The organism is Frankia sp. EI5c (assembly GCF_001636565.1).
In the GTDB taxonomy this organism is placed as follows: Bacteria; Actinomycetota; Actinomycetes; order Frankiales; family Frankiaceae; genus Parafrankia.
This window is the reverse complement of sequence record NZ_LRTK01000057.1, coordinates 1-18,950: the sequence shown is the minus strand read 5'-3', so window position 1 is coordinate 18,950 and position 18,950 is coordinate 1. Positions and strand designations below refer to the sequence as shown.

Annotated in this window: 8 protein-coding genes and 2 pseudogenes; 6 read left to right on the top strand and 4 right to left on the bottom strand. The window is 70.9% G+C overall.

The features are described 5' to 3' along the window. The 3 genes from UG55_RS20340 to UG55_RS20330 form a co-directional block, all read left to right on the top strand. The coding region (locus UG55_RS20340; protein WP_242424843.1) for a glycosyltransferase at positions 1-971 on the top strand (971 nt) is incomplete at its 5' end. 265 nt (positions 972-1,236) lie between these two features. After that, entirely contained in the window at positions 1,237-5,553 is a 4,317-nt protein-coding gene (locus tag UG55_RS20335) for a DUF3367 domain-containing protein (protein WP_242424842.1), read from the top strand. A gap of 212 nt (positions 5,554-5,765) precedes the next feature. Then, positions 5,766-7,172 (top strand): condensation domain-containing protein, encoded by a 1,407-nt coding sequence (locus tag UG55_RS20330; protein WP_066071685.1) that lies wholly within the window; start codon positions 5,766-5,768, stop codon positions 7,170-7,172. Positions 7,173-7,346: 174 nt separating this feature from the next. Here the strand turns inward: UG55_RS20330 and UG55_RS39975 are convergent. The 4 genes and pseudogenes from UG55_RS39975 to UG55_RS39960 all read right to left on the bottom strand — a co-directional run. Further along, positions 7,347-7,787 (bottom strand): annotated as a pseudogene (locus UG55_RS39975) (RHS repeat-associated core domain-containing protein); the annotation flags it as partial. A gap of 1 nt (position 7,788) precedes the next feature. Next, on the bottom strand, positions 7,789-7,940 hold a 152-nt coding region (locus tag UG55_RS39970; RefSeq protein WP_242424851.1), incomplete at its 3' end, for a hypothetical protein. Positions 7,941-8,773: 833 nt separating this feature from the next. Next, positions 8,774-10,193: pseudogene (locus UG55_RS47725) on the bottom strand (sugar-binding protein); the annotation flags it as partial. Positions 10,194-11,494: 1,301 nt separating this feature from the next. Then, a partial coding sequence (locus UG55_RS39960; RefSeq protein ID WP_242424841.1) for a DNRLRE domain-containing protein occupies positions 11,495-13,390 on the bottom strand: 1,896 nt, incomplete at its 3' end. 873 nt (positions 13,391-14,263) lie between these two features. Between UG55_RS39960 and UG55_RS20320 the strand changes: the two genes are divergently transcribed. The 3 genes from UG55_RS20320 (at position 14,264) to UG55_RS20310 (ending at position 17,954) form a co-directional block, all read left to right on the top strand. Continuing rightward, complete coding sequence (locus UG55_RS20320) at positions 14,264-14,830, top strand: transposase (protein ID WP_083987025.1); 567 nt, start codon at positions 14,264-14,266, stop codon at positions 14,828-14,830. A gap of 259 nt (positions 14,831-15,089) precedes the next feature. Further along, entirely contained in the window at positions 15,090-15,920 is an 831-nt protein-coding gene (locus UG55_RS20315; RefSeq protein ID WP_242424840.1) for an FkbM family methyltransferase, read from the top strand. A 501-nt stretch (positions 15,921-16,421) separates the two neighbouring features. Then, positions 16,422-17,954 carry a lipopolysaccharide biosynthesis protein gene (locus UG55_RS20310; protein WP_242424839.1) on the top strand — a complete coding sequence of 511 codons (1,533 nt, stop codon included), beginning with the start codon at positions 16,422-16,424 and terminating at the stop codon, positions 17,952-17,954. The last annotated feature ends 996 nt before the right edge of the window (positions 17,955-18,950 follow it).

Genomic DNA, 18,950 nt, shown 5'->3' with positions numbered 1-18,950 from the left:
TGCCCTGGAACTGCGGCAAGGGAACCGCCGTGCGTGCCGGCGTCGCCGCCGCCCACGGCAAGGCGATCGTCTTCATGGACGCCGACGGTGCCTCCGACGTGGCCGACCTGCCGCTGCTGCTCGCCGCGCTCGAGCACGCGGAGGTCGCGCTCGGCTCGCGCCGCATCGGCGCCGGAGCGACCAGGACCAGCGGCCGCAAGGCCGGCAGCTGGGCGTTCAACCAGCTCACCCGCTCGCTGGTGGCGCTCGACGTCGCCGACACCCAGTGCGGTTTCAAGGCCTTCCGGCACGCCGAGGCCAAGATCCTGTTCAGTCTCACCCGGTCGACGGGCTTCGGCTTCGACGTCGAGGTGCTGTCGATCGCGCGTTCCATCGGCTACCGCATCGCCGAGGTTCCGGTGCGCTGGAACGAGACCCCCGGCGGCACCTTCCGCATGAGCAGGCACACCCCCGCCATGATCGTCGACGTCGTGCGCGCCCGCCGGTACCTCAACCGGGGCGGCCTCACCTCGGTCGCCCGCCGGGAGCGGCTCGACGAGCTGGCGGTCGTGGAGACTTCCGAGCTGGTGGGTGGCCCCGTGCCCCCGCGGCCGCTGGCGCCGTCGCGTCCCGCGCTCGCGGGGTCGGGCGCCCAGCCGCCGAACCGCGAGACGGCGGGGCCCGCCGGCCAGGAGCCGTTCGCCCCCGCGCTCGTCCTGCCGCCGGCGCATCCCGCCCGGGTCCGCCCGCCCGCACCCGTTCGCCCGCCCGCGCCGGTTCGCCCGCCCGCGCCGGTTCGCCCCGCCGGCCCGGCTCCGGCCGCGGCCGAGGCGGCCGTGCCGCCCGGCACCAGCGGGGGAGCCCCGGCTCCGAGGTCGGCGTCCAACCCGGCCGCCGATGCCGCCTCCCGGGAGCAGGCCCTGCTCTGCGCGTCCGGATGGTTAATTCCCCCGGGCGCCCTCCGTGACGTCCCGGGATACCCAGCGCCGTGAGTGCCGCCAGGCCACGCACCCGGCGGACAACCCTCGCCATGGCACCGAATACTGTGGGGCGGTGTGGTCTGAATGATCGCACTGGCCCGCACCGCTGGCTCGAACGTCCCTCGACATCACGGACAGGACCGGTACCGGACCGTTCCGCGTGACGATCGAAAGTCGGGCCAGTCCCGACCAGCGCCTGGAGCCTCACATCTCTGCCATCCCGGCCGAAAGCGCCGTTCGGCCGGGTCTGACCGACCCGGCCGGTGAACCCGAGCCCGTGCGGCCCCCTGCTGGACGCCTCCACCTTCCCGGGGTCGCCCGCCTGCGTGCCGGCCAGTCGCGCCGAGGACCCGACCGGGCCTCCCGCTGGTCGCTGGTGGCGATGTTCGTCGGGTTCGTCACCCTGTTCATGCTGCAGGCTCCCGGCAAGCTGACGGCCGACACCAAGCTGGACGTCCCGCTCGAGCCATGGCGCTTCATGGCGGCCGCCACCCACCTGTGGAACTCGACGTCCGACTTCGGCTACCTGCCCAACCAGTACGCCGGCTACCTGTTCCCGATGGGCCCGTTCTTCGGGATCGGCGACGTCCTCGGCGTCCCGCCGTGGATCACCCAGCGGCTGTGGATGGCCGTCCTGCTCACCCTGGCGGCGTGGGGCACGGTCCGGCTCGCCGAGGTGCTCGGGGTCGGCAACCACCTCTCCCGCTTCCTGGCGGGGCTGAGCTTCGCGCTGTCGCCGATGTTCCTCGGCAAGATCGGCGCGACGTCGGTGGCGCTGGCCGGCGCGGCCATGCTGCCCTGGATGGTCATCCCGCTGCTGCTGGCGCTGCGCCCGGACGGCGCGGGCGGGGCCGACACCGGGTATCGCGACGACGGCGGTGAGCGCGCCCGGGAGCTGACGGCGGGCCGGCTCTCCCCGCGGCGTGCCGCGGCACTGTCCGGGCTGGCCGTGCTGGGTACCGGTGGCATCAACGCGACCGTCACCCTCTGTGTCCTGCTTTGCCCGGCTGTGGTGCTGGTGTTCGCGGGTGGCGGGCGGCGCGCGTGGGCACTGCGGGCCTGGTGGTTTCTGTGCGTGGTGCTGGCGACCGCGTGGTGGGTCATGTCGCTGCTCGTCCAGGGCCGCTACGGGATCAACTTCCTGCCCTTCACCGAAACCGTCGAGACCACCACCGCCACGACCTCGGTCGGGGAGACGCTGCGCGGCGCCGCGGACTGGATGGCCTACCTGGCGCTGCCGATGGCCTGGCTGCCCGCGGCCCGGGAGTACGTCTCCAGCGTCGCGCCGATCGTCGCCTCCGCGCTGGTGGCCGGGCTCGGCCTGGTCGGCCTCGCTCGCCGAGACCTGCCGGCGCGACGATTCATGCTGGTCACCCTGCTCGTCGGCGTCGTCGCGGTCTCCTCGTCGTACTCGGGGGAACCCGTCAGCCCGCTGGCCAGCGGGCTGCGCTCGCTGCTGTCCGAGCCTTTCGGCTTCCTCCGCAACGTCTACAAGTTCCAGCCCGTGGTGCGCCTGCCACTGGCGCTGGGCCTGGCGCACATCCTCGCGGTGACCCTGGCCTGGCGCCCCGGCCAGGCGCCCGCGCGGCAGCCCGGTCGCGGCCCGCTGCGCGGCCGTGGTCTGCCGCGGCTCGGCTCCGGCCGGCGGGGCGGTCCGTCCGACCAGCCCGCGCGGGACGAGGACACCGTCGCGCGGGACGAGGACACCGTGGCGTTGTCCATCTCGCGGGCGGCCAGGCCCGACGGCGAGCCGGTGGCGTCCCGGCGCCGCGTCCTGCCCGCCGTGGTGTCGCTGGCCACGGTCGCCGCCCTGGTCGTCGCGATGCTTCCGCTGCTGCAGGGCAAGGGCCTGCAGCCCCGACCGTTCGACAAGGTGCCGTCCTACTGGACCGAGGCCGCGGAATGGCTCGCCGATCATCCCGAAGGCGGCCGCACCCTCGTGCTGCCCGGCGCCCCGTTCGGCGAGTACTCGTGGGGCCGGCCGCTCGACGAGCCGCTGCAGTGGCTCGCCAGGTCGCCCTGGGGCGTGCGCAGCCTGATTCCGCTGGGCGGTGTCGGCGCGACCCGGCTGATGGACGGCATTGAGGAGATGATGGCGACCGGCGACTCGCCGGGGCTGTCGACGACGCTGGCCAGGGCTGGTGTGGGCATGGTGCTCCTCCGCAACGACATCGAGATCAAGGACTGGGACATCCCCCCGTCCACCGACCAGCTGCACCGCGCTCTGGCGAGCTCGGGCCTGCAGCTGGCGGCTTCCTTCGGGCCGACCACGGAGGCCCGCACCAGCTCCAAGGCCCGCCTGATCCAGTCGTTGCGCCGGTCGGAGGAGCGGGTGCCGTCCCTGGAGGTCTGGATGGTGCCCGGGGGCGCCCGCATGGTCCAGGCATACCCGCTCAGCACCGGCGTCGTCGTGTCCGGCGGGCCGGAGGCGACCGTGCAGCTCGCCGACCAGGGTCTGCTCGGGCAGGACCGCGCGACCGTCCTGGCGAGTGACCTCGCCGAAGCCGACGAGTACTCGGCGGCGGCGGGCGGATACGACGCCGACCCCACGACCACCCTCGCCCCGATCGCCGAACCACCCCCCGCCTCTGCGGTCATCACCCCGACCACCGCCCTCGCGGTGACCGACACCAACACGCGCCGTGACTTCACCTTCGGCATCGTGCACGACGGGACGTCCTACCTGCTGGGCGCGGACGAGAACGTCGCCGGCGAGAACGAGCCGCCCACCCAGTGGACCGACCGGCCGACGGCCGGGCACCAGACGGTCGCCGGTTACGCCGACGGCATGTCGGTCACCGCGTCGTCCTACGGCTACGAGCTGACGACCGCCCCCGACTTCGCGCCGCAGTCCGCCGTCGACGGCCAGACGTCGACGGCCTGGACGGCGCTGCGCCGGCATGGTGGCACCTCACAGGGTGAGTCGATCACGCTCGACGTCGGCCGGGAGCTCGAGGCGCCCTACATCGAGGTCCGGCTGCTGGCGGAGGGGGAATGGCGGCCGGAGGTGCACGCGCTGCGGGTCACCACCGAGCGCGGCTCCGTCGTCACCCAGGTCAAGCCGATCGAGGACATCCAGCGTCTCGACGTGCCGGCGGGGGAGAGCCGCTGGTTCCGGATCACACTGGAGAAGGTCACCAACGAGGCCGACCCGTCGCTCGGGGCCGGGATTCGCGAGATCGATATCCCCGGCGCGAGCTTCCACCGGTACGCGCAGACGCCGTCCGACCTGACGGGCGCGTTCGAGTCCCTGAGCGAGGGGCTCGTCGCCTACTCGTTCGAGCGCTACCGGGTCGACCCGCTGCAGCCCTTCGGCGGCTCGGAGGAGCTCACCTTCGGCCGCAGGTTCGACTCGCCGCGCCAGATGACCTTCACCCTCAAGGGCACCGTCACCGCCCTGCCACCACCGGCAGGCTCCGCGGTCAACAACTCCAACGCGCCGCTGGTCATCCCCTGCGGGGAGGGGCCGTCGCTGATCATCGACGGTGTCCGCTACGAACTGGAGATCTCCGGCGTCTACAGCAACATCGCCACGGCCCGGCCGTTCCAGCTGAAGCTGTGCACGGAGAACAGCCAGCTCAGCCTCGGCGCGGGCACGCACCTGCTGTCGGTCGACCTCGGCGGTTCGACCATGGTCGTCGACTCGATCAGCATGGTCGGCGACGGCGCCGCCGTGAGTGCGGACAAGCCCAGGACGACAGCGATCGGGCACTGGGACTCCGAGCTGCGCACCGTCGAGATCGGCGCCGGCGCCGCGTCGTTCGTCTCGGTGCGGGAGAACGCGAACGCCTCCTGGACGGCGACGCTGAACGGCACGGAGCTCACCGCGGTGCGCATCGACGGCTGGGCCCAGGGCTGGATCGTCCCCGCGGGGGAGGGCGGGACGATCGTCATCGAGAACCACCCCGGTCAGGCATTCCGCCGCAACCTGCTCATCGGGCTCGGCCTGGTGCTCATCCTCCTCGCCATCGCCGTCGTCCCCGACTCCGTGGGCGCCGAGCGCCGGCGCGGGCGCCAGGAGCGCGGGGGCGGTACCGGCCTCGCTGACCGCCTGACCCGTCTCAGTCCCGCCCGGTTGCCCGGGATGCGGTCGCTGGGGCGCCTGCGGGTGCCGCCCCTGTGGGGGGGCCTGGCGTTGGCGACCCTGGCGGTCTTCCTGGTCGCGGGCCCGGTCGCGCTGGTCGTCCCGCTGATCGTGCTGCTCGGCCGGCGGCTGCGTTGGTTGCCGGGTCTGCTGGCGCTGGCCGGCATGGTCGGTTCCGGGATCGTGGTGGCGACCGTTCCGAGCGCCATCCCGTTCTCGGGTGAGGGCGCGTTCAGCTGGCCCGCCCAGGCCCTCGGCGCCCTCGCCTTCGCCGCGACGGCCTCCGCGCTCGCTCTTCGCCCGGCGGATCCGGACCGGAAGTGGCCCGAAAGTGGTACCGAATTTGTGCATGTGCCCAACTTGTTGGAGGACAATGCCGTGCGGCGCCAGCCGGCGGGCACGGGCGGTTCCGTCCCGTCCGGCGGGCGACTGCCGGGTGGCTCGATAGGCGAGGTCCCGCCGCCGAGAGGCGGTCGGCCGTGCCCTCCCGAAGGCACGATCAGCGACTGAACGGAAGGGGCGGATGGATGTCCTTGCTGAGCAGGGGTGCACCGGGGCCATCCGCCCGTCCGGCCACCATGGCGATGGGTGGCGGGAACTTTCGCGGCCCGCAACCGCAGCGTGGCGAGACCGGGACGGCGGCCCGGCCCGATGGCGGGGACGCCCCGGCGGCCTGGCGGCCGGAGGTTGGACGACGGCGGGCCCTTACCCTCGACGAGGAAATGATCGTCGCGTCGGACCGGAAACGATCGCCGCTCACCGTCGGCCTGATCGTGGAGACGGACGCCGCGATCCAGCCGGCGGGCCTGCGCCACTCGCTGGAACGGGCCCTGCGCGACTATCCGATCGCCAGAGCACGGCTGGCCGGTGGGGTCGGCGCACCGTCAGCCTGGGACTTCTCGGCGGACCCGGACCAGGCTTCGGATCTAATCTATGAAATCCACACTGCGTCCCTGGGCGAGGCGGAAGCCGAGCGGGCGATCTGGCGTGCGGTGGAGTCCCTGTGCTCCCGCCCCTTCGACCTGCGGGCACAGCCGCCCATTCGCCTGCTGCTCGCGCACCGGCCGACGGGCGACGTCGTCGGCCTCGTCGCGCACCACGTGGCGCTGGACGGGATGAGCGTCCTCACCCTCCTCCAGGAGATCATCGCTGGCTACGCTGCCGCTCACCCCGTCTGTGAGGTGGTCGGTGGACGAGCACCGCAGCGACCGGCGGCCGGGCCTCAGCGGCCGGCGGCCCCGCGCCAGGGGCCCGCGAACCCGCTCCAGCGGCACTGTCAACACGGGCTCTCCCGCCGTCCCTCGGCACGGACCAGGGGCGCCGGCGCGCCACTCGGGGCCGGGGCGGCGACCATCGGCGCACCGATCGGCCGCCGGGTCGTGCCGCACCTCGTGCCGTGCGGTCCGAGCCATGCTCAGGGGTATGGCGTGCACCCCGTCGACCTGCCCGTGCCGCCTCCCATGCCGCTGGCGGACGGCCGGCGGATGACGGTGAACGACCTGCTGATCGCGGCCGCGCACCTGGCGGTGGGGCGCTGGAACGCCGAGCACGGCCGCCCGGGCGGCAGGGTGCTCGTCCGCATGCCGATCGCGGCGAGGTCACCGGATCCCGGGGAGGCGCGGGATCTGGGCAACCGGTCGGGCCAGGTGATGATCAGTTCCTCCGCCGCTCAGCGTGCGGTGCCGGGCCTTCTCGCTGCGGCCGTGGTGGAGCAGACCCTCGCCGCCAAACGGAATCCGACCGGCTGGGCGGGCAACGGTCTCACCGCCGCGGTGCGGACCATGATGGCGGCCGTGCCGCGATCGCTGCGGACCACCGTCCTGCGCTGCATCGCGTCCATGACCCGCCCGTTCCTCGCGCCGAGCGTGGCGGTCAGCAACATCAGCCGCGTCGACCGCCGCCGGTTCGCGCCGGGTGGCACCGTGCGTATCACCGGCCTGTCCTTCATCGGCACCACCGGAATGCCGCAGGGTCTCCTCATCTGCGCCGCCGGCAACGGCGACCACCTCCGCCTGACCTTCTGCCACCACCGGCGCCTGTTCGACGCCGCCGGGATTGCCCGGTTCGTGGAGATCTACGAGGAGAGCATGGACAGCCTGATCACCGCGCTGCTTCCCGAGTCCTCCTGAGCCGCCCCAGCCGACCTCCGTGCGGGTCGCGGCGGCTCGTCGTGGACCGCGTACTCGCTTCGACGCGGTGGCAGCCGTGTAGGCGGTGTGGTGAGCCGGCTGCGCTGGTCGGTGCGACGATCGCCGGGCTGGTCGGCATCCTGGTGGATGCCGACCAGCCGGTTACCTAGCGGGTCATGCCCACCACGCGACGAAGCGCAAATACCTCATCGTGGTGTTTTTGTCCACCTTGTCCGGGGCCCAGGCCCAACGCTTTCTCTCCTGTTTTTCTTCGTAGTAGTAGTAGATCTTCTGGAGCTTGCGGAGCTGGGGGAAGTATCGGTGTACGTAGAATCGGACGATCCTGACTCTGCTGTCGTAGTAGGTGCTGAGGATGCGGCGGTAGTTATGCCATCTACTCCAATCTTCAGGGTAGGTGCCTCTAAGGGAGGTCGTGCACGTCAGTGCTAGTCCCGTCGCGCAGCTGTAGATCTGCGCAGGAGTGGTGAAGAGTCCGTCCAGGTCGACTGTGTTCAACGGGTCCTGGAGTGCGTAGTCGTACGGATTCGCTGAGCCGCCGAAAACAGGGTCGGTCGAGAGGAAGCGGCCGGAATAGGGACTGTAGAGGCGGACGCCNATAAGGGTTAGGCCGCCGAGGCTGTCGCGGGAGCGCAGTTCTCCGCCAAGCCATCCGTAGCGGGCGTAGGCAGTGCTCGTGAAGTAGGGGATCCCGTACTCGTTGGATCCGGCGTAGTTGGCGATGGAAGTTACGCTGACGTCGTCGGCCACGGTCGCGACGATGTCGCCGTGAAGATTGGCCAACTGCAGGACGACCGCCCCGGAGCTGTCCTGTACCGCGGCGAGGCCGCCCTGAATACCAGGGATGTTCCTGGTCCAGGCTCCGCCGGTGACGCCGATCCAGCTCGGGCTGTCGGTGCTGGCGGTGGCGTAATGGTTTGTCGAGGTGACGGAGCCGTCTGTCCACGAGCGGAAGCGGCGTGCCGGGTCGAGAGCGTACGAGCGGGTTGTGGAACCCGAAGTCTGGGATGCGACCAGGTCATTTGCATAGTAGCCGAGGGTGAGTGCGGTTCCGCCTGCGTCGGCGGCGGGTACGGCCGTGGTGCGGCCGAAGAGGTCGTAGGTGTAGCCGGTATCGGTGATCCGGTCGGCCTGGTCATAGGTGTGCGACAGGACCTGCGGGGTGGTTGCGGTGGAGCAGTTGCCGGTGTTGGGCTGGCCGCCGGCATCGGGATAGCTGTTCAACGCGGTGCGGTTGTAGTCCGCGTCGTAGGTGTAGGTGCGGGTGGTGCAGATTCTGGGTCCGCCGTAGCTGACCGAGTCGATGACGCTGCTGAGGCGGCCGGCGGGATCATAGCTGACGAATTTCCCGGCCGGTGGGGTGGAGTCCTCGCGGACCTGTCCGTGAATGGATCTGGCCTGGGAGAAGGTCAGCCAGGTGGTCCCGGATTTGGCGTAGACCAGACTCGTGGCTTCGGCTGCGCTGTTGTAACGGGTGGTGGCGACGAGGCCGTTCGGATAGGTCTGGGAGGTCAGCTTCCCGTCGCCGTCGTAGGAGGCGGTGAAGGTTGACGGTGCGGCACCGGCACCGACGCCCAGGCTGGTTATGAGGTCACGGTGCTCGGTGGCAGTGTCGTAGGTGAAGGAATAGGTGCCTTTGCCGTCGTCGAGGGTGGCGACCTGGCCGTCGATGTCGTAGGTGGTGGTTGTGGTGTTGCTGTCGGCGTCGGTCTGGGAGGTGATCTGGCCCAGGTGTCGTAGCCGGTGGTCAGGGTGATCGACGACGCGGTTGTGGTGGTGGGCCGGCCGGTGGTGGTGCTGTAGCCGTAGGTGGCGGTCGGTACGGCGGTACCGCCGTTCGCGGCTGGGCTGGCGGCGAGGGCTTCGGAGGTTCTCCGGCCGGCGGTGTCGTAGGTGTAGGTGGTGGTACGGGTGGTCGTGGACCCGGAGACCACGGTGTCGACCCTGGTCAGGGGCTGGTTGAGGTCGTTGTAGGTGTAGCTGGTGACCGGCAGCGGGTTGCCTGAGGAGGGCTGGGCGGCGGGGCCGGTGGTGCAGACGAGGCCGGTCCAGGAGGCATTCACGCAGCCGCCGGATCCGGTAGCTGCGAAGTAGGAGATGACGGTGGTGTAGGCGTCGGTCCCGGTGGCGTTTGCCTTCGGCTGGCGGACCTCTACGGGGTTTCCGGCGGAGTTGTAGTAGGTGGTGCGGATGATGTCCGGGTTTGCTCCGCCGCCCATCCAGGTCGCGACGGTCGTCGGCGTGCGCAGAGTCCAACCGGACGTGTCGGCGGATGCGCCGCTCTTGGCCTCATACCCGTTGATCGTCTTGCGTGGCTGGATGTCCGATCCGTTGGCGAGGCGGATGGTGGTGGTGACGGTGGTCGGGAGCCGGTAGGGGTCGGTGGAGGACGGTGCGCCTTCGTCGTAGTCGGTGTGGATGTGGGCACGGGCTGAGTACTGGGCGCCGGTGTCGTCGACGATGCGATGGGTCGGGCCGAAGGTGTCGGTGACCACGACGCCGTCGGCGCTGTAGCCGGTGTCAGTGTCGAGGAGCTGGGCGCGGGCGGCGGAGTCGGTGACGGCGGTGACGGTGGGGTCGGTGTCGGCGGTGGGGGTGAGGGCCTGGTTGCGGTTCTCCGCGGTGAGCTCACGGACCACGTTGCCGTTGGGGTCGTGTTCGGTGGTGGTGATCTGCCAGGCGCCGTTGCCGTAGGAGGCGGAGTTCACCTGCCGGCCGTCGGCGTTGAGGTAGGTGATGTCGGCGTAGGGCCAGTCGGCGGCGATGGGCGGGTTGGAGGGGACGCGGCTGGCGGGGAACACGGCGGCGCCCCAGGCGGGCAGGTCGCGCTGTCCCCAGTCGTCGACGACGCCCGCGGCCATGTCGATCGGTGCGCTGCCGCCGGTGAGAGCTACGCCGTAGACGACGGTCTGGGTGGCGGTGCCGCTGGTGGGCCGGGGCCGGGAGACGGTGGTGATCCGGTTGTAGATGTCGTAGCCGAAGGACCAGGTCGCCTGCCCGGGCNGGGTGTAGGAGCTGACCTGGCCGGCGGCGTTGTAGGCGTAGGTGGTGGCGAGGTGCGCGCCGCCGCTGTCAAGCCGCGGGTCGTAGTACTCGCGCAGATGCCCGGTGTTGTCGTACCGGTACTGCGCGACGGTCACGGCGGAGGCGCCGTTGAGCGCCATGGAGATGCTGGCGAGCCGGCCGTTGTAGTTGCCCCAGGTGACGGGGGTGGTGCCGGTCGCGGTGGTGGAGGTGGCGTAGGTGAACGTGAGGGCCCGGCAGCCGGCGACGAGGGTGGTGCAGGTGACCCCGGCCGGCACGGGGCCGAGGATGCGGGTGACGCGGCCGTTGCCGTCGGTGGTGTAGGTGGATGTGGTGGCGGAGCCGGGCTGCTCGACCCGGTCGACGACCCAGATGGTGGCCGAGCCGACGGTCTTGGAAACGAACACGGTCTTCGTGCCGTCAGCGCCGGTGTGGGTGAACTGGGTGGCGGAGTCCTTGACCAGCTTCGATCCGTCGACGGCGGCGTCCGCGACACCGACGTAGCTGTACGGGTAGGAGCCTGATCCGGTCCGGGTGTAGGCCGACGCCGCGCCTTCGCTGGAGGTCAGTGTCACCGTGTTCGTGGTCGAGGTCTTGTCCGTCAGGGTGACGGCCCCGACCCCGGTCTCCGGGCCCTGTAGGTCCGAGGTCCAACCCGGGCCGAAGACGCCGGCCGGGTCGCTGGTCGCGGCGGGCGGGGTCAGGCTCGTGGCTGTGCGGCCGACGGTGAGGGAGCCGGTGTAGGTGGGCATCGACACGTCGGTGGCGGACAGGGAGTAGTCGCCGGTCAGCAGCGCCAGCGAACCCGGTCCGACCGCAGTGGTCGCGTTCGAGTCCCCGAAGGCGTTGCGGGCGTACTGCACGGTGCGGGCGGCGGTGCAGGAGACGGTCCCGCCGGAGGTCCGGAAGCAGGCCCGCAGCTGGATCGGCCCGTCGTCGCCGCCCTGGAGGGTGAAGCCGACGTTCCAGTTCAGCCGGTCGAACACCCCGGAGCCGTTACGCGGCGCCGGCCAGGTGGGATTCGTGGCGGTGCCCTCGATCACCGTGTCGGCGACGGGGACGTCATGCCAGGTTGCGCTCCCGCTGGTGCCCAGGTGGTACTGGTAGGTCACCGACACCTGGGTGCTCGGCGCCTGCCCTTCCAGCACGACGAAGCGCTGCACCCGGGCGTTCTCCGCCGGGCTGGCGAGCGCCCCGGTACCGACGCCGAAGGGGAAGGAGGCGACCGGGGAGAGGTTGCCGGCCTTGTCCTTGGCTCGGACGTAGAACGTGTGTAGCCNGGCGGTCGGGTTCAGCGTCGGGGTGGTCGTGCCGGTGGTCTCGGTGCTGGGGGAAGGTTCGTCCAGGCCGTAGAGGAAGCCCGCGGTGTCACCACCGGGAGACGTCCACGAGACGGTGCCCGACGTGGCGGTGGCCCACCCGCCCGATGTCCACGCCGCCGATGTCAGCGATGTCGGTGCGGAGGGAGCGGTGGTGTCGACGGTGAACGGGATCCAGTCCGACCACGCCTGGGAGTAGTCGGCGCCGTCGTAGGCCCGGGCCCGCCACTGGTAGCTGGTGCCGTTCGTCAGCACGCTGGCGGGCACTGTCCAGGAGCCGGTGGCGTTCGGGGAGATGTTGGAGACCGACCCATCGGTGATCTTGGTGGTGCCGGCGGAGTTCCACACCTCGAAGTCCAGCCGCAGCGGCGCGCCGTCCGCGTCGGTCGCCGCGCCCGACAGGACCGGCCGGAGGCTGTTCGTCAGCACGGTGGCCGGGCTGCCGCCGCACTGCGCCGAGCACGGCGAGGTCGAGCGGTTCGCGACCGTGCCCGGGTAGGAGTTGTAGGTGGTGGCGATCTGCGGCTTGAGGACCGTGTCAGCGGAGTAGAAGGATTTGAACTGGGCGTCCAGGCTCTCGTTGCCGGCGCGCAGCGTCAGCGTCTCGGGTGAGGGCTGACCGTTCGACGACCACGCCTGCACCAGGCTCGTGACGTCGATGCTGACCGGGCCGGCGCCGCAGCTGTTGTCGGCACCCTCGTTGAAGCTGGCGGACGCCCAGGTCACGCCGTCGGAGGCGGGCTGGGTGTTCCAGGTCGCGCCGGACGGCAGGCTCGCGGAGCCCTGCACGATCGTCGGCTGGTCGTCACAGGTCGTCGACCCGGCCTGCCACAGGTCCAGGGTGGCGGCGGTGACGTGCCGGCCCTCGATGGCGGTGGTGTCGAACTTCAGGAAAGCCCGCTGCACCGACCCCAGGTAGGCACCCACCCGCAGGTACTGGTAGGTGTCGAAGTTGGTGGTCGGGTAGGCGCTGGCCACGTCGGTGTCGAGGTTGTCCGGCAGGACCGCGGCCGGATCGATCGTCACCGGGTACTGCCGGTCCGCGGCGGTCAGCCACTCCTTGTCAGGCCGCAGCGCCAGGGTCGGGGTGGCAGTGCCCGCGCCGTCCAGCGCCGCGTCGACGGTGCGGGTGCGGTCCGGCAGGCCCGTCTTCTCGTCGACGTGCGCGTCCCACATCAGCGGGGTCGGGGAGCGCGCGGCCAGCTTCCCGCCGGCGGACAACCGCAGCTCGCCGCCGGACGTCCGTTCCGCCGTCACGCCTTTCAGACGCATCGGCAGGCTCAGCGCCGCCTGCGCCGCGGCCGGGGTGTGCGCGACGATCCGCACGTCGAACCCGGTCGGGGTGACCTCCACCTGCAGGTCGGTGTCCTTGGCCACCGCCTTGTAGGTGGCGATGTTCCCGTCCAGCTCGGGCGCGGGCAGCGCGGTCGGCCAGGCGAACGCGACCTCCTTGCCCGTGTCGGCCAGCCGGGCGATGTCGCCACCGGCCTTGCCGCCCGCGGACAGCACGATGTCCGCCTTCGCCGCCTTCGGCGTCACCTTGCCGTCGACCAGGACCAACGTCGGGTCGACCGGCACCCAGCCGTCACCCCGACGGATCCGGTGCACACCCGCGAACGACTCCACGGTGACGGTGCCGTCCGGGTTCACGAACGTCGACGTCGTCTCCGTCCGCTCGTCCGTCACCTCGATCCGCCGCTTCTCCGCATGCGCGGCGAGCTGCGCCGAGATGAAGTCCGGCCGCTCGGCCGGGCCGGTGGGCCTGGCTTCCGCAGGCTCCGCGGGCGCGGCCGACGCGGTCGAGCGCAACGCTGGCAGAAACTCGGTGACCGTGGTCGCCAGAACGGCGGCCAGCAATAAACAGAGGACAGGGACGAGAGGTTTGCGGCGGCGTGATGGAGAGGCCCTTAGCACGTGGACTCCGATCCGGATGCGTTTTGGGGCGCGACGTCGTTGTGGCCCCCGGAGGGGAACGGGGGCCACAACGACGGCCAAAAATGACAGCCCTGAAACATCCGGCGCAACTCGCTCAAGAAATCCCGCTTCACGGTCCGTGACGGAATTCCGGAGGAGTGACGGCCTACTGCTGAACGCCATCACCCAAGGTGACGGCGAGCGGTGCTCAAACCGGGCATAAATCCGCGCTGCCGAGGTTCCTCGTGGCGTCGCTTCCCGACCCGACCGGCCCTCGCGTCACTCTCGGGAACAAATGTGATGTCGGACACACAGAAAGGCGTTACCCGCTGGAAACACTGGTGTCTTGGTAGGGAAGCAGACCGCGAACCCCAGTGTAGGCAGGGGTTGTCGCCGCACCGCACCGCTCCGGTTCCGAGACCGGATGCCCGGGCTATCGGGTCGGGTGGGGGTTGACCTGGATGCCGCCAGCTGACCTGCGGGTTTCCATCGCGAGGGGTCCGGGCGCCGCGGGTGGCGACAACCGGGTCGTACCGACCTGCTGACAGCGTGCAAGCTTTCTGTCATAGTCCTACCCCGGAGCTTTTGGTTGGCAAGTGCACCCGAGTGGGTTGACTTGCATTGTGGGTACTTCCACGGTTCGCCCGCCGGCGCGCGAGCGGTGGTCGACGGCGGGGTGCAGACGCAGTACTCGTGCCGCCGGCGTCGAAAGAGTGCTCGGTGGTTCTCTGGTTGATTCAGAGGTCACGGCCAGCCATTCACAAGGTGTTCCACCGTGTTGAGGAATTCCTTTTCTGTCGCAGGAGACACCTGGCCATGGGGCGCCCGACCAGATATCCACCGCAAATACGCGCTCTGGCCGTGGCCAGAGTCGCCCGTATCCGGTCGAACCAGCGATCCGACTGGCAGGCCATCAAGATCGTTGCCGCGGAGGTGGGGGTCAGCGCGGAGACGTTGCGTAGCTGGGTGCGCCAGTCCGAGGCGGCGAGGAGCCAGGACCACCGCCGAGACCTCGCGGACCTGGCGGAGCTACGCCGGCTGCGGGAGGAGAACGCCAGGCTGCGGCAGGCGCTGGATCTCATGCTCCGGGAGGCGGGCGCCGTCGCCCTGGCCCACGGGGCCGTCCACCAGGTCGGCTCGGGGGCTGATGGGATCGGCGTCAGCACGCTCGCCGGGGCCGTGCCGGAGCGGACGGAGCCGACGCTCGGCGACGCCGACCGACAGCCGCTGACCCCGGGCGATAGTGATCGTGCCGGATTCGACGCCGGCGGCGAAGGCCACCAGACACCCGGACTCGATCCAGCCCGTGATCCCGGCAGCCCGGCCCGTGATCCCGGCGGCGCCGTGCCGGTCCAGCACCGCCCGGTGCCGCCGGGGCCGTAACCCTGCTCGGGACCCGGCCTGGAACCGGCGGTGCGCCGTGGCCGCCGACACCCCGGTGCCGGCCTTCGGGCAGGCCGATCGTGCACACCTCGGATCAAGTAGCCGCCCGCAAACTCTGTTACCACATACCGGATCGTCGTGCCCGCGGGGCCCGGTGATTACCCTGGACCCCGCCCACGGGGATGCGGCCGCGAGGGCGCGACCGAGGGGATGGCCGGGTGTATTATCCCACAAAGCTATCGCAGTGGCCGATAGTCGCTTGACGCTCGGCCGTTGGACGGGTATTTGGCCGGACTTCCCTGGGCGACACAACAGAGAGGTACGTCAGATGAAAGTCTCGAGCGTCGTCGCCGGGTTGATTCCCGATCGCGCCTTCGGAGACGCCATCGCATTGGCGCACCGCAGGTTCGAGCCGGTACTCGGTCAGATTCGATCTCTGGTGGCGCCGGGCCAGACGGTGCTGGACGTGGGCGGATGGTATGGCCCCTGGACCTTCTGGCTGTCGCGTATCGCGCATCGCGTGGTGACCGTCGAAGCCAACCCGGAACTCGCGGCCTTCATCGCCCGCGTGGCGTCCCCCAACGTCACAGTGATCGCCAAGGCCGCCTCCGACCAGGCCGGGACGGCCACGCTGTCCCTGCCGCCGGGAGGGCGCGGTACCGAGGGCCGGGCGTCCCTCGGTGAGCTCCCGGGCGGGCGGTCCGTCACCGTCGAGACCTTCCGCCTCGACAGTCTCGAGCTCGACGACGTCGGCCTCATCAAGATCGATGTCGAGGGTCATGAGCTGTCCGCGCTGCGTGGCGCCGAGGGCATCATCCAGAAATGGCGCCCGAACCTGCTGGTCGAGATCGAAGAAGCCCGATCTCCCGCTGCTCCCACCATCGAGTACCTCTACGATTTCGGGTACAAGGGCCTGGTGCTGGTAGGCGGCCGTTGGATTCCGCTCGACGAGTTCGATCTGATCGGGCATCAGAAGGCGATGAGCGGGCAGCCGGAACATGGCTATCTGCGAGCTGTGATCGATGGCTCGGGAGCCAAGTTTGTCAACAACGTCCTCTTCCGATACCCGCGGGGGCAGTTCGCCGATTGAAGCCGGCACCGGCCGGTTCCTGTCTCAACGGTTCCGGTGGCCAGGCTGGGCGCGTGGTGATCCGTGTGGAGAGGAAGGTTTCCGACCGGCCGCCAGCCAATACGGAACCGAGGTCGCGAGCCCGCTTGTCGGCCTGCCGCCGAACTGGAAATGACCGTCGAACTTGATGATGGTCTCGCCGGGGAGCCGACGCGGATCAAGAACTGGTTCCGCCGGCGCCCGGTGTGGGCCGAGGTCGGTGCGGCTGTCGGCACCGGGTGCGGGTTGCCGTCCTGGCGACCGCGGCCTCGCTCCGGCCGCCCGGTCCGCACCTCGACCGTTTGTGCCAATAAGAGGCGCTACATATGCCTCTGGCCATGCCATCCCCGCACGATTGCGGCAAATCATGCCATCATGAGTCGTGACCTGTTTCACGTCCGGTGGAGGGGAGCCGGGTAGCCACTGCCGATCGGAACCAGGGAGTGACGCATAGTGACGCGCGCTCGGGCAACCCTAGCTGGAATGGTTGCCGGCCCCGCGGTCCTCGCGGTCGTGGGTGCGTTTTCCAACGGCCTCAACCTGCTGATGAACCTGGTGCTCGCGCGGGTTCTCGACCCGGCCGCCTACGGGGCGGTGATCGTCCAGGTCAGTATCTTCATGGTCCTTTCGGTCGTCGGCAACGCCTTGCTCATCGCGGTCGTCCAGAAGGAGACGGCCGCCGACGGTGACAGCCGGCGCGACCAGTGGGCCTGGATTCGTCATCTGCGCCGCCGCTGCCTGTTCGGTGTCTTCGCAGCCACCGTCCTGGCGCTGCTGATCTGTCGGCCGCTGGCCGCGCTGCTGGCCTACGCGCACCCGCTCGCCGTCGCCGAGGCCGTCATCGGGGCGGCGGTGTGGACGCTGCTGTGCATCGAGCGCGGAGTGCTGCAGGCGAGGGGCGCCTACCGCCGCCTGGCGGGCAACTTCGTGATCGAGGCGGCCGCCCGGGTCGGCCTCATCATCGTGTTCGTCGTCGCCGGGCTCAAGGTGAACGGCGCCGGGCTCGGGCTCGTGCTGGGTGTCGCGCTGGGCACCGACCACGCCCGCAAGAGCCTGGCGAAGGTGCCACGGGCACTGGCCGCCGTCCCGCGGCGTGCCGTCCGGTCGGCGTCGCTGGCCGCCACCGGCCCGCTCGCGATCCCGCAGGCACAGATCATGCGGCGGGTGGGGCTGCTCTCCAGCACCTGGGTCGCGCTCGGCGCGCTGGTCCCGCTGGCTTTGTTGCAGAACATGGACGTCGTGATCGTCGGCTGGCTCGATCACGACGGCGCCGGCGACTACGCGGCGATCGCGACCGCCTGCAAGGTGCCGGTCTTCATCGGCCTGGCCGTGGCGAACTTCCTGCTGCCCGAGGCGGCCCGGCGCCGCGCGGAGGGCCGGGGCGCCGGTGCCGCGCTCGCCGTGGCACTCGCGCTCGTCGTCGCCCCGGGCCTCGCGCTCGCAGCCGTCGGCGCGGTCGCGGCGAAGCCCCTGCTGTCGCTCGCGTTCGGCCCGGAACTCACCGGCGCCGCCTCGTCGTTGTCGATCCTCGCCCTCGGCATGACCTTCCTCGCCGCGACCCTGATGTTCGCCACCTACCTGTTGGGATCGGCCCAGCGGCGGGTTGTCGTGGTCCTCGCGGTCTGCGCCGGGGGCTCCGCGGCGGCGATCGGGCTGGCCGGCGGTGACGCGATGAGCACCGCTGTCGCGGTGCTCATCAGCCAGGCCGTCACCGCCCTCGCGGCGGGCGCGCTGGTGCATTCCATGCACCGCGCCGACGCCCGCGCCGCGGCCGCCGGGCCCGCACCGGCGTCCGGGTCCGCGTCCGCTCCGGCGCCTTCGCCGTCGGAAACACCGTCGGCGGAAACACCGTCGGCGGGAGCACGGCCGGCTGGAACGCCGAGGCCCTCGCTGCCCTCGCTGCCCACGAGGCCGTCGCGGGCGTCGGGCGCGGCAGCGGAGGGTGTCAGCCGGGGCCCAGGCCCGATCCCGCCCGTCTCAGGGCCGGGGGAGGTGCGGCCCGCCAGTGTCTGGTGACAACAGTGTGGGGAACAGCCGCCGCTGTTCTTCAATAACCGCGGCATAACCGGGCATCGCGGTACGCGGTGCCAGAGCCAGGATCTGATCACCCCGCCCCGATCCTCCATGCCGCCGAGGCCGGATCCGTGCATGCCCGGCGCTGCCGTGGAGGGCCGCCCGAACGGAGTACACGTGCCGTTGACCAGCCCCAGGGCCGACCACCGGTCTGCCCGAAACCTGCCCGTTCGGCGCCAGCCCGCCCGGTTGGCCCTGCCGCGTTCCGTTGCTGTTCCGGTTGCCGTCGCCCTGCCGGCGGGGTGCTCCGCTTCCGCCCTCCTGCCAGCGGTCGACCAGATCTGATGCCCGACTCCGCGGACATTGACCCGGACGCGACAAGGGTGCAGTGGGGCGGTTCGCCCGCCGATCAGACCGGCCGTCCCGCGGGCTCCGGTGGCCCGCCGGAGGATCAGCGTCGCCGTCCCGCGGGTTCTGGCGGCCCGCCGGTCACCCGGCGCCGTCTGATCACCGCGGTGGCCGGGCTCGGTGCGCTCGCCGCTGGCGGCACGGCGGCGTGGCGGCTCGCCGGCGATGACCCGGCCAACCAGCCCTGGTGGTCGCCGGATTCGGCTGTGCCNGGCCCGGCGGACGGATCGATGTCGGCGCCGTCCGGGTCGTCCAGGAAGATCCCGCGGGGCCTGCTGTCGATCTTCGGTGCGCCGGGCACCTTTGGTGATCTCGATGGGTCGTCCCCCATCGGCACGGTTGAGGTTCCGGGCTGGGGTTTCGGGCCGGGTCAGGCGGCCTACATGTCGGCGGTTGCGGCTGACGGAACAGTGTTCATCGCGACTACTCCGTTCACTGATGACCAGTCGAAGCTCACTGGTACGGGTATGGAGTTGGGTCTGTTTGAACCGGCCCAGCCGCGCTTCTCTCGGCTGGTCATCCCGTCCAGTACCGGGCGGCAGACCCAGCCGCGCGCGGAGCTGCTGTTCTCCGGTATCGGCGGCGGTGACG

Bases quoted from the DNA above. Each gene is read 5' to 3' on its own strand.
- UG55_RS20330 (WP_066071685.1), top strand. From the start codon at position 5,766: ATGATCGTCGCGTCGGACCGGAAACGATCGCCGCTCACCGTCGGCCTG.
- UG55_RS20320 (WP_083987025.1), top strand. From the start codon at position 14,264: ATGGGGCGCCCGACCAGATATCCACCGCAAATACGCGCTCTGGCCGTG.
- UG55_RS20310 (WP_242424839.1), top strand. From the start codon at position 16,422: ATGGTTGCCGGCCCCGCGGTCCTCGCGGTCGTGGGTGCGTTTTCCAAC.